The organism is Streptomyces sp. NPDC026515 (assembly GCF_055567595.1).
Window position 1 is genome coordinate 23,043 of record NZ_JBVHQD010000013.1, and the last position, 11,976, is coordinate 35,018.

The 11,976-nt window shown below is 73.5% G+C and carries 8 protein-coding genes; 4 read left to right on the forward strand and 4 right to left on the reverse strand.

The window, feature by feature from the left end:
- Positions 1-336: 336 nt before the first annotated feature.
- Entirely contained in the window at positions 337-885 is a 549-nt protein-coding gene (locus ACZ4O3_RS26325; RefSeq protein WP_467724568.1) for a hypothetical protein, read from the forward strand.
- A 15-nt stretch (positions 886-900) separates the two neighbouring features.
- Here the strand turns inward: ACZ4O3_RS26325 and ACZ4O3_RS26330 are convergent, their stop codons facing one another.
- From ACZ4O3_RS26330 to ACZ4O3_RS26345, 4 genes are all read right to left on the reverse strand, one after another.
- A complete protein-coding gene (locus ACZ4O3_RS26330; RefSeq protein WP_467724570.1) occupies positions 901-5,496 on the reverse strand; it encodes a coiled-coil domain-containing protein in 4,596 nt (1,531 codons plus the stop codon).
- Positions 5,497-5,550: 54 nt separating this feature from the next.
- Positions 5,551-6,414, reverse strand: a complete 864-nt coding sequence (locus tag ACZ4O3_RS26335; RefSeq protein ID WP_384994029.1) for a hypothetical protein — start codon at positions 6,412-6,414, stop codon at positions 5,551-5,553.
- A 106-nt stretch (positions 6,415-6,520) separates the two neighbouring features.
- On the reverse strand, positions 6,521-8,047 hold the full coding sequence (locus tag ACZ4O3_RS26340; protein ID WP_467724572.1) for a hypothetical protein: 1,527 nt from the start codon (positions 8,045-8,047) through the stop codon (positions 6,521-6,523).
- Positions 8,048-8,197: 150 nt separating this feature from the next.
- The gene (locus tag ACZ4O3_RS26345) at positions 8,198-8,899 is read right to left on the reverse strand and encodes a GntR family transcriptional regulator (RefSeq protein ID WP_384994025.1); all 702 of its coding nucleotides are present in this window, start codon (positions 8,897-8,899) and stop codon (positions 8,198-8,200) included.
- A gap of 154 nt (positions 8,900-9,053) precedes the next feature.
- On the opposite strand from ACZ4O3_RS26345, the gene ACZ4O3_RS26350 reads away from it, so the two are divergent.
- The 3 genes from ACZ4O3_RS26350 to ACZ4O3_RS26360 are packed head-to-tail and all read left to right on the forward strand — an operon-like array spanning position 9,054 to position 11,969.
- Complete coding sequence (locus ACZ4O3_RS26350) at positions 9,054-10,373, forward strand: MFS transporter (protein ID WP_467724574.1); 1,320 nt, start codon at positions 9,054-9,056, stop codon at positions 10,371-10,373.
- Complete coding sequence (locus ACZ4O3_RS26355) at positions 10,370-11,191, forward strand: putative hydro-lyase (RefSeq protein WP_362729761.1); 822 nt, start codon at positions 10,370-10,372, stop codon at positions 11,189-11,191. The genes ACZ4O3_RS26350 and ACZ4O3_RS26355 overlap by 4 nt, the downstream gene beginning before the upstream one ends.
- Before the next feature lie 19 nt (positions 11,192-11,210).
- Positions 11,211-11,969 (forward strand): LamB/YcsF family protein, encoded by a 759-nt coding sequence (locus tag ACZ4O3_RS26360; RefSeq protein WP_467724575.1) that lies wholly within the window; start codon positions 11,211-11,213, stop codon positions 11,967-11,969.
- The last annotated feature ends 7 nt before the right edge of the window (positions 11,970-11,976 follow it).

Here is an 11,976-nt window from a genome sequence, read left to right on the forward strand (position 1 = left end):
CGACGGTGAACCTCCGCCCCGCTGCCGGGACATGGGGAACCGGCAGGGCGAGATGTCCGGGCATTGCGGGAGATTGCCACCGCCATCACGCCGACTTCGCGTGTGTGAGGGCGGGAACGACACGAAGGATCAGTTGGCCGGAAATTTTCACTGCCGGGGAATCTTCGGGCGAGTTCGTTCGTCCTTGTTCATGGGCGATGGGTGCGAAATCGGCCACAGGAGACGTATCTCGCGCCCGTGCGGCGTAAAACAGCGCAAGCCGGGCAGCCACTGGGGAGCCGGGGTCATCGGACACCGGCGCGAGGGGGACTGTCGGCGGTGGGGAGTGACACCTTGATGGGGACGGCTCAACGGCAGTTGGCGTCCGAGGACGGCACGGCGGCACGTACGGCGGTGCGCCAGGGACCCGGGGCTCCGGACGGTGGCCCTTCGCCACGGGGTGGCGACGAGGAGCCCTCCGGTGCGCGGGCGCGTACACAACAGCAGGCACAGTACCGGCCGTTGTGGGTCGAAGAGCCGGCCAAGCGGTACCGGATGCCGGATCCGGTGCGTACGTCGGCGGTGCGGGCGCTGATCATCATCGCCGTCACCCTGATCCAGGCCATGGTGGCGTTCTTGTGCACGATGGCGGAGTCCTGGCTGGCGTTCCCGATGGTGATCAGCAGCGTGGCGAGCACGGTGGTGGCCACCTGGGGCGCGGTGGACGTCCTGGTGACCCGCCAGGTGTGGAACCAGCGCAACGGCGTGGTCTCGGAGCCGAGCAGCACGGCGCGCTCGCTCCGCCGCGAGCGGCGCGCGGCCCGGCGGCGGCAGCGGGCCGCCGAGCGCGAGCAGGAGCGGATACGGCGACGGGGCGGCAGCGCCGGGCAGCTGTCCCACCTCTGAGACCGGGGCGCGGCGTCAGGCCGACGGCCTCTTGAACATGCGGGTCGCCGTGATCTCGCTGTGCCCGGCCTCCCCCGCCTGCGGCTGCTGCGGCAGCCCGGGGCGCAGGTGCTCCTCCACGCTGATGTACTTCAGTCCTGCCCTGAGGTCGGCGTCGTTCCGCAAGCGGATGACCAGCGGGAACTCGGCCAGCGCGGTGGTGTCGAACAGCCCGGTCGTGTAGAGCAGCTGTACGCCCAGAGCGTCCGACACGGCCCGCTGGAGCTCCAGCAGATAGGTGGCGTTGGCCCGTCCGATGGGGTTGTCGAGGAACAGCGTCCCCGCGTGCCGGTGCTTGTCGCGCCCGCGGTCGTTGGACCTGAGCGCGGCCATCGTGCAGTACAGGGCGATGGCGGCGGTGAGCAGCTGCCCCCCGGAGAACACGTCCCCCATCTGCCCCACCGGCACCCGCTCCGCGCGCAGCACGGCGTCCGGCTTGAGGATCTCGACGGCGACCCCCTTCGGCTGCAGGGCCGCCGCAACCCCCCTCAGCAGCAGGGACATTCCGTCCCGCCGCAGGTCGGAGTTCTTCTTCACGGCGGCCCGGGTCGCCTCGTCGACGACCTCGCCGAGCCGCTCCGCGAGCGTGGCCTGGTCGGGTTCCTCGAACCGGATCCGCAGGAACTCCTGGCCGGACCACTCGCCGAGCCCCTCGGGCAGCCGGGACAGCCGCTGGGCGGACCGCAGGGTCGCGAGGGCCGATTCGACGAGCCCGCGCAGCCGGTCCACGATCGAATCGCGGTTGCGTTCCAGCTGGGCCAGCTCGTCGGTCAGCACCCGCAGTCGGGGCGCGAAGGCGTCCGCCCACTTCTGGGCGTGCTCGGGCAGGGCGGAGGCGGGCAGTTCACGGATCTGCTGCCGTGCGGGCGTCCGGACGGCCTCGTACCGTGTGGAGTTGGCGTGCCGCACGAGTACGTCGCTCGCCTCGCGCACGGCGGATTCGGCGGCGGAGAGATCACCGGCGCAGCCGCGCAGCGACCGGCGGGCCTCGGCGGCGGACTGCCGGGCCTCCTCCAGGGTGCCGGAGTAGGGCTCGGGCTCCTCCTGCTCCTCCTCGGTGACGTGTTCGCGCAGCAGGTCGCGGAGCATGGCGGCGATCTCGTCGAAGCCGCCGGCCGCGTCCTCGGCCGCGCGATGGGCGGCCAGCAGCTCGGCGTGTGCCTCGCGGGCCTGGGCCAGGGCCTCGGTGCGGGTGGCGAGTTCGGCGGTCGCGGTGCGCAGCAGGGCCTGCGCGTGCTCGGCGTCGCGCGGCTGGAGCTCCTCGGACAGCTCGGTGTGCGCCTCGCCGTCCTCGGGGGCGTGCCGTTCGGCCTCGCCGCGCAGCCGGCCGAGCTGCTCGCTCGCGGTGGACATCCGGGTCTCCAGGAGCTGCACCAGCTCCTCCGCGCGGGCGGCGGCGGCCTGCCGGGACGGCCCGTCGGAGCCGTCGGGCGACTGCAGCAGCTGCTCCGCGCGGGTGCGGACCTTGTTGGTCAGCCGTTCCAGCTCCGTGAGCGCGGTGCTCTCGTCGCTCTCCGAACGGGCCTGCTCGGCGCGGAGGTCGGCGCCGACGCCGACCTTCTCGTACACCTGTGAGGCGGCCCGGTAGGCCTCACGGAGTGCGGGCAGCGAGGACTTGGGGCCGTCCTCGTCGGCTTCCGGGACGTCGTCGGGGGCGCCGGCGATCTCCGCTCGCTCGGCGCGCAGCGCGCGGGCGGTGCGGCGGGCGTCGTCGGCGGCGCGCTGGGCGCCGCGCCGGTCCTCGTCGGCGACCCGGGCGCGCTCCAGGCAGGACTGGGCGCGGGCCTCCGACTCGGCGGCCTCGTCGGCGAGTTCCCGCAGTCTGACCTGCCAGCCGGCCCGCTCGCGCAGCCGGAACGCGAGGCCGGCGAGGGCGTCGGCGGCGCGGCGGGCCTTCTGCGCGGCCTCCTGCCGTTCGTCGCGCACCTGGGCGGTCTCGGCGGCCGTCTCCTCGGCCTCGGCCCGCGCGGTCCGTGCCTCGGCCAGTTCGGCCTCGGACTCCTCGGCGAAGGCGCGGGCCTCCCGCGCGGCCAGGGCCAGCTCCCCGAGCCGCCCGGCCGGGCAGCCGGTGCGCCAGGAAGCGAGCCGGGCGGCCAGCTCACGGTCCTTGCCGAGCCGGGCGGCGAGGCCGCGGATCTCGTCGTCCCGCTCGGTGGCCCGGGCGCGCAGCGCCTGTCGCTCCTCGTCGGCGGCGTGCTCGTCGTGCATGGCCGGGTTCGGCGGTACGAGGAACACGTCGCCCGGGGTGGCGTCGGCGGCCGGGGCCGGTGCGAGCAGGGCGGCGGCCGTACCGACGGCGACTGCGGAGCGCGGCAGCAGGGCGGCCTCGCCGAGCGCCTCGCGGGCCCGTGCGTGGGTGTCCGGGTCGGTGATGATGACGCCGTCGACCAGTTCGGGACGGGCGGCGAGCACGCGCGCGTGGTCCGTCGGATCGACGGCCTGGGCGAGATAGCGCCAGCCGGGCAGCGCGGGGATGCCGTGCTCGCCGAGGTACTCGACGGTGGCCAGCACGTCGGGGCCGGGCGGCAGCAGCCCGCCGTCGCCGAGGGCGCCGAGGATCCGGGAGTCGTCGGCGGCCGCGGTGCGCAGTTCGAACAGATGCCGTTCGGCGGAGCCGACGGCGTCGTCGAGCAGCTCGCGCAGTTCGTCGGCGAACCGGTCGAGTTCCTCGGCGCCGAGGCCCTCGTCGGTGCCCTCGCCCCGGGGCCGCGGGATGGTCGTGCGGGAACCGGTGAGGCCCAGCAGCTCGGTGAGGCGTTCCTCCGCGGCCAGGGTCTCCGCCAGGCGCTTCTCGGCGTCGTAGGTCCGCTCGGCGGCCGTCGCGGCGTCTGCCGCGCGGGCGGCCGTGAGCTCGGCGCGGGACTCGGCGGAGGCCGCCTCGCGCGCGTGCTCGGATGCCTTGCGGGAGGCCTCACGTGCGGTGTCCCAGGCGGCCACGGCCGTCTTCTCGGCGTCGCTGGCCGCGAGCGCGGCCCGGGCCGGGTCGGCGTCCGGGGCGCTGTCGTCGAGCCAGCCGGCGCGGACCGCCTCGGCGGTCTCCTGCTCGACCTCGCCGAGGCGTTGGCGCAGATGCCCGACCTCGCTGCGGGCGCGCTGCGCCTCGGTGGCGGCGGAGGTCGAGTCCCGGTGCGCGCGGTCGCTGACCTCCTGGAGGGCGGCGGACCGCTCCTCCTCCTCGTTGGCGAGGTGCTCCGCGCTCTGGGCGGCCGCGTGCAGGGCCCGTACGAGGTCGACGGCGGCCTTGGCGCGGGCGGCGAGCGCGGGCGCCGCGTCCCGTTCGGCCTCCTGGATGGCGGCGGCCACGCGCGCGACGCGGTCGGCGGCGGCGCGGTGGCGCAGCACGGCTTCGGCGGCCTGCCAGGCGGAGTGCAGGGTGCGGGCGTCGGCCAGCTCGCGCTTCTGCGCGGCGGCGGACTTCTCACCGGCGGCCAGGGCCAGCGAGGCGTGCCGGTAGGCGAGTTCGGCGGCGATCAGCGCACTGCGCTCGCGGGCGCCCTCGGAGTGCGTGACGGCGTACGCGGCGGCCGTGACGCGCTGGGCGAGGTCGGCGGCGCGTACCCGCTCCCGCACGCCCCGGGCGGACAACCGACGCGCGATCGTGCGGGTACGGCGCTCGGCGCCCGTGTGGATGTCACGCGCGCGGCCCCGCGCCTCGGCCGCCTCGACGATCCGCCCCAGCAGGTCCACCGACCCGGCGGTGAAGTCCCGTTCGGCGATCAGCTCGGCGCGGCGCCCCAGCTTGTTGCCGAAGCCGCCGACCAGGTCGGCGAGTCCGTCGGTGTCCCGGGTGTCGGTCACGGCCCGCAGCAGCAGGTCGGTGAAGTCGGAGTCCTTCTTGACCGCGAAGAGTCCGGCGGCCTCGCCCTCGTCCGCGTTCATCTCCCGCTGGTAGCGGAAGAGTTCGGGGTCGAGACCGAGGTCGCCGAGATGCTCGATCCAGCGGTCGTGGATCTCCTCCCAGTGCACCTCCAGATGCGGGTACGCCTTGCCCGCCTCGGTGAGGGCGTCCCGGAAGCCCTTCATGGTGCGCCGCCGGCCCTGCGCTCCGGAGGAACCCTCCACGGGCGGGCGTACGGCGGTGGACTCGGCGACCGGCAGATTGTCCAGGGCGAGCCCGGGTCCGGGCCGGAACGAGTACCAGGCCTCCGCGAACTTCCGCGGGTCGTTGGAGACCTGCCGTCCCCGCCACTCGCTCACCTTGCCCACCACCACGCACTCACCGGTCAGCGTGTGCTGCCACTCCAGGGCGACGTGCCCGCAGTCGTCGGCGAGCAGGAACTTGCGCAGCACGCCGGAGCTGGCGCCGCCGAGGGTGTTGCGGTGACCCGGCAGCATCACCGAGAAGATCAGCTTGAGCAGGACGGACTTGCCGCCGCCGTTCTCCAGGAAGAGCACGCCGGCCGGCGCGGGCCTGCGCGGCGGGCCGGCCGGCTCCTCCTCGAAGAACTCCGCCTGGGTGGGGGCCGGGTCGGGAACGGGCCGGCCGACGCCCCGCAGGTCCAGAACGGTGTCGGCGTAGCGCGCACCGGCGGGCCCGATGGAGTAGAGGCGGACCCGGGACAGCTCGTACATGGCGGACTCTCGTAAGTCTGGGGAAAGGTGCGGTGGTTCTGACGGTCAGGGGCTTCAGGAGTGGAACGGCAGCCCGGCGTCGGCGACCAGGTCGTCGCCGTCGTCGGCGGGCAGCAGGCTGGCCGTGCCGTCGGTGACCGGGACGACGCCGAGCTCCAGCAGTTCGGCCATGGCGGCGCTGCCGGCCATGTCCCGCACCTGGAGCTGGTAGCGGGCCGTGGTGCGGTAGGTGCCGCCCTGGTCGTCGCCGGTGCGCTGGAGGAACCCCGAGTCGGTGAGGAAGACGACGGCCTTGCCGATGATGCCGGTGGTGGATCCGGCCAGCCTGCGGGCGTCCTTGGTGGCGCCGGTCGCGCTGCGTCTGGCCCAGATCCGCCAGGCGGCCTCCAGGCCGGGCGCGTCGGTGGCCGGGTCGGTGTTCTCCCCCAGTTCGTCGGCCCGCTCCTCCAGGCGGCGGCAGGCCTGCCGGACGAAGGTGTCGACGCCGTTGACCGTGATCCGTCCGATGTAGCCGTCGTCGGCCAGGTCCTCGGGGCGCGGGAACGCCAGCGCGGCGACGGCGAGGTGCGCGAGCCCGTGCAGGAACCGGTCGCCGCCGTCGGCGGAGGTCCGGCGCGCGTAGTCGCCCATGCGTACGGCGAACACCGAGTCCTCGGCGGCGGTCACGGCCATCCCGGCGCGGGGCGACACCTCCAGCACCACGAGTCCGAGCCCGGCGGCCACGGCGTCCGCGAGCCGCGCGAACGCCGGGTCCTCCCGGTAGCGCCGCAGCAGCTCGGTGTACTCCTGATCACGCGCGGGCTGCAGCTTGGGCTGCAGCCCGAAGGCGACGAGTCGCGCGGCATCGGCGGCATCGGCCGGGGTGACGGCGGCATGCGCCGACCCGGCGGGCGCCTCGGCCTCGACGTACTCGCTCACGACGACCACTCCTCATTCTCTGCGACACGGTGGCGGGCGAGCGCCCCGAAAGTGGCGCGGGGAACTGCGCGACCAGCCACCACGGCGCCGCATCCGGCACACGACATCAAGCCGCCTCGGTCCGGTCCGCGGCCATCCCCGCCGCGTCCAGCAGCGCGGTCCCCACGATCAGATCCGCCCCGCCGAACTCGGGATCGTCCAGCTCCGTCCCGTCGTCCACGGCGAACAGCAGCTTCTCCTCACCCTGCCGATACGCCGTACCGACCGCGGGACTGGCCGCGTGCACGGCCAGCAGGGCGACCAGGTAGGGCAGCTCGGGGTCCCGCGTGCGCGCCTCGGCGAGCAACCCCGACAACCGCCGCGGCGCGTCCGCCGGAAGGTCCAGAAGCTCCATGGCGGCGGCGAGCTGCTCCTCGCTGAACCGGCTGTCGTCCGGCGTGGCGATCAGGTCCGGCTCCGGCATCTCCGCACCCAGGTGCTCCCGCTCCACGGGCGGCGTCAGCAGTATGTCGACAAGGTCGCCCACCCGCACCGACACCGGTGTCCGCAGCCCGGTCCCGCGGGCGAAGAACGCCCCGGTGACCCGCCCGGCCTGTTCCAGCGGCAACGGCAGCAGCGGCGCGAGCAGGTGTCCGTACAGGTCGGTTCCGGACGTCGTCATCGGCGTCGCGAACGCCTGCCGGTCCTGCTCCGCGCGGAACAGCGGCCCGGCCTCCAGGAGACGGGACTGCAACTGCGTGTGGCGTCGGATGCAGTCCTTGACGATGTCGACCAGTTCGGCGGCGCGCCGCTTGTTCTCCGGTTCCTCGGTCTCGTCACGGGCCTTGCGGATGTTGGTGAGGATCGCGTTCTCGTGCCGGTAGCGGTCGGCGACGTGGTCCAGGGCCTCGGCGATCATGTCGGGGACGGCGTCGAGCCAGTCGACCGCGCGGACATTGCGGCGGGTGGCGTCCAGGGCGCGGCGCAGGGTCTCCGAGTACTGCACGGTCCGGTAGCGGGCCTGTTCGGCGGCGAGCTGGGCGTCGGCGAGGCGACCTCGGCTGATCAGCACCTCCAGCTTGACCTCGGCGGCGATCTGGGCACTGGTGACGTCCGTGTCCAGGGCCCCGACCAGGACGTTGACCGCCTCGTCGGTCGTCCGCAGGTACACCGTGCCGCCGGGGCCCGGCACCTCCTCGATCAGCTTGAAGTCGTAGTCCCGGCGGACGTACGACCCGTCGGGCGCGAAGGTGCCGTACACCGCGCGGAAGCCGCGGTCGACGCTGCCGACGTTGATCAGGTTCTCCAGGACCCAGCGGGCCACGCGCTCGTGCTCGGCGACGGGGCGGTGCGGGGTCTGGGCGGAGATACGGGGGATCAGCCGGGCGACGATCTGCTCGTGGTCGGCGCCGGTGTCGAAGTCCATGTTCAGCGTGACCAGGTCGATGGCGGAGAGGGCCACCTCGGCCATGCCGTACACCGAGTACTCGCCCGCGAGGTTCGCCTTGCGCGTGTCCAGGTCGTGCAACGGCGCGGTGCAGGCGAGCGCGCGCAGCCGCCGCGCCAGCCCCTCGTCGGCGGCCGGCCCCGGTGCGGGGCGCGGCCCCGCGCTGAGCTGGGGCGGAACGCTGTCCGTCGTCGCAGGCGAAGTCACGGTGCACAGACTAGGTCCTGGGTCTGACATCGGCCCAAACGACGCAGGACGCTCCCCGGTGGCACCGGGGTGACGTCAGGGCGGTTCTTCGGGCGGGGCCGGTGGGGGCCGACCGCGCAGTTCCCCGCACCCCTGGCGGGACGCCGCTGCCTAAGGAGTCAGATCCTCGCCGACCCGGCGGCGGTAGACCTCGACCACTCGTTCCAGGGAGTCCGTGAGGTAGGTCTCAAGGAGTTGTTCCGCGCCGCGCCTGTCGCCGCCCTCCAGACACTGGAGGATGTCCCGGTTGCGGGCCAGGTACGGCTCGTGCAGGGCGTGTGGGTCGTCGACCACGTGGAACGCGAGGCGGAGTTCGGCGAAGACGCTGCGCATGAGTTCGTCGGTGCGTTCGCTGCCGGCCAGGGCGACCAGTTCCCGGTGGAAGTGGATATTGGCCGTACCCACTGCTTTCCAGTCATCTCCGGCCGCCGCCTGCCGGCCTTCGCTGACCGCCGCCGAGAGTCCGTCAAGGGCGTAGGGGGGCTCACCGAGACCGCGTACGACGGCGCACTCGACCAGGGAGCGGGTGCGGTAGATGTCCTCGACGTCCTCGACGGTCAGGACCCGGACGAAGACGCCCCGGTTGAGTTCGTGGACCAGCAGGCGCTCGTGGGTGAGCAGCCGGAACGCCTCGCGCAGCGTGTTTCGGGAGACGCCCAGCGCGCCGCCGATGCCGTCCTCCGACAGGCGGGTGCCTGGCGGGAAGTAACCGTCGGCGATGCGGCTCCTGAGGATGTCGGAGACCCGCTCCGCGGTGCTGGTGCGCCCGAGGAGGGCACGGTCGTCGGTCAGTCCCGACAGCTGCTCTGCCATGCCCGGAATTCAACCGCAGACACCGGGACGAAACAACGTGGGTATTGAAGGATCGTTGAACGATCCCCTACGGTGCTCAACACGCTCATCTCCGCACGGCACCGCATCGCTCAGCCCCGCACCCTTCGTCCCCCCTTTCTTCTGCGAGGTGCTCATGAGCACGACCCCTCCACCGCAGTCCCTGGCCTCCGACACACAGCCCGGCGCGGGCGAACGCGCTCCCGATGGCGGCGCGTTCGGCTGGCTGCGCGCCCTCGGCCCGCGCGGCCGGCACGCGTTCGCCGGAGCTTTCGGCGGATATGCCCTGGATTCATACGACTACTTCACCCTGCCACTGAGCATGGTCGCGCTCGCGGCGTACTTCGGCCTGGACAGCGGCCAGACCGGCCTGTTCACCACCGTCACCCTGGTGGTCTCCGCGGTCGGCGGCGCCGCGGCGGGCGTGGTCGCGGACCGGGTCGGCCGGGTCCGCGCCCTGATGATCACGGTCATCACCTACGCCGTCTTCACGGTGGCCTGCGGCTTCGCCCCCAACTACGAGACCCTGCTGGTGTTCCGGGCCCTCCAGGGCCTCGGCTTCGGCGGCGAGTGGGCGGTCGGCGCGATCCTGGTCGCGGAGTACGCGAGCGCCCGGCACCGCGGCCGCACCCTGGGCGCGATCCAGAGTTCGTGGGCCGTCGGCTGGGCCCTCGCCGTGCTCGTCTACACCCTGGTCTTCTCGTTCGCCGGCGACGACTTCGCCTGGCGGGTCATGTTCTGGACCGGCGCGCTGCCCGCGCTGCTGGTGGTATGGCTGCGCCGCCGTGTGCACGACGCCCCGCAGGCGGTCGCGGTACGTGAACGGAGTCCACGACGCGGCTCGTTCGCCGCGATCTTCCGTCCGGGCACGGCCGAGGCGCCGGGCCTGCTGCGCACCACCGTCTTCGCGGGCCTGCTGTCCACGGGTGTCCAGGGCGGCTACTACACGCTGGCGACCTGGGTCCCCACGTACCTGAAGTCCGAGCGCGGTCTGTCGGTCGTCGGCACCGGCGGCTATCTGACCTTCCTGATCTCGGGGGCCTTCCTCGGCTATCTGACCGGCGGTTACCTCACCGACCGGCTGGGCCGCCGCCGCAACATCTGGCTGTTCGCGCTGCTGTCGGCGGTCTGTGTGCTCGCGTACGCGAACATCCCGGACGGCGCCAACGCCACGCTCCTGGTGCTCGGTTTCCCGCTCGGCTTCTGCATGTCGGCGATCTTCAGCGGGTTCGGTTCCTACCTCAGCGAGCTGTACCCGACGGCGGTGCGTGGCACCGGGCAGGGCTTCACGTACAACGCGGGCCGCGCGGTGGGCGCGGTCTTCCCGACCCTGGTGGGCTTCCTGGCCGACAGCTGGGGCGTGGGAGGTGCGCTGGTCTTCGGCGCGGCCGGGTACGGGCTCGCCGCCCTGGCCCTGTTCGGACTGCCGGAGACGCGCGGGAAGGAACTGGCGTGAACCGTACGGAAGACCGCCCCGTCACCCTCGTCGACGAGCACGCGCACGCGTGGAGTCCGAAATCCGCCCGGGCCCGGTTCCGGCAGGGCCTCACGGGCGCCACGGCCGGGGTCGCGGCCGGTCGCACTCAGGCCAACCTGATCTCGGTGCCCGCCGACTGGGCCTACGAGATGCTGCTGTTCTGCCAGCGCAACCCCAAGCCCTGCCCGGTGCTCGACGTCACCGACGCCGGCGGCACGGCCACCGTGCTGGCGGAGGGCGCGGACCTGCGCACCGACCTGCCGCGCTACCGGGTGTGGCGGCACGGGGAGTTGGTGGACGAGCCGACGGACGCGACCCCCTACTGGCGGGACGACCTGGTGACGTTCCTGCTCGGGTGCAGCTTCACCTTCGAGTGGGCGCTGACCGAGTCGGGGGTCCCGATCCGCCATGTCGAGCAGGGCCGGAACGTGCCCATGTACGTGACCAGCCGCCCGTGCCGCCCGGCCGGCCGGCTGAGCGGCCCGGTGGTGGTGTCGATGCGCCCGGTCCCGCCGCAGCATCTGTCGGCCGCGATCCGCGAGAGCAGCCGGCTCCCGGCGGTGCACGGCGGCCCCGTGCACTGCGGCGATCCCTCGGCACTCGGCATCCACGATCTCGGCCGGCCCGACTTCGGCGACCCGGTGGACGCCGGCCCCGACGACATCCCGGTGTTCTGGGCGTGCGGGGTGACCCCGCAGGCCGCGGTGATGGCCTCCCGGCCTCCCTTCGCCCTCACCCACGCACCGGGCCAGATGTTCATCAGCGACGCCCGCGACGAGCAGTACCGCGTCGCCTGACACGAGAGACAGCTGATCCATGATCTCGATCGACCTGAACGCCGACCTGGGCGAGGGCTTCGGCCGCTGGCGGCTCACCGACGACGAGCAGTTGCTGTCCGTCGTCACCAGCGCCAACGTGGCCTGCGGCTTCCACGCGGGGGACGCGGCCACCATGCGGCGGGTCTGCGAGCTGGCGGCCGTGCGCGGGGTGACGATCGGCGCCCAGGTGTCCTACCGGGACCTGGCGGGGTTCGGGCGGCGCGCGATGGACGTGCCGCCCGCCGAGCTGGCGGCCGAGGTGGCCTATCAGATCGGTGCGCTCGAGGTCTTCGCGCGCGCCGCCGGCGCCCGGGTGGCGTATGTGAAGCCGCACGGCGCGCTGTACAACCGGGTGGTGCACGACGAGGAGCAGGCCGCGGCGGTGGTCGACGGCGTGCTTCTCGCGAGCGCTTCGCTGCCCGTTCTCGGGCTGCCCGGTTCACGGCTGCTGGCGCTGGCCCGGACGGCGGGACTGCCCGCCGTCGCCGAGGCGTTCGCGGACCGCGCCTACACCGACGAAGGCAGGCTCGTCCCGCGCGGGCGCGAGGGTGCGGTGGTGAGTGACCCGGAGACGGTCATGCAGCGCTCGGTGGAGCTGGCGCGCTCCGGCGCGGTCACCGCGCACTCCGGCACGCGCATCGCCGTACGCGCCCGATCCCTCTGCCTGCACGGTGACACCCCGGGCGCCGTGGAGCTGGCACGCAGGGTCCGCACGCGGCTCACCGAGGCGGGCGTGACCGTGACGGCCTTCGCATGAGCATGGA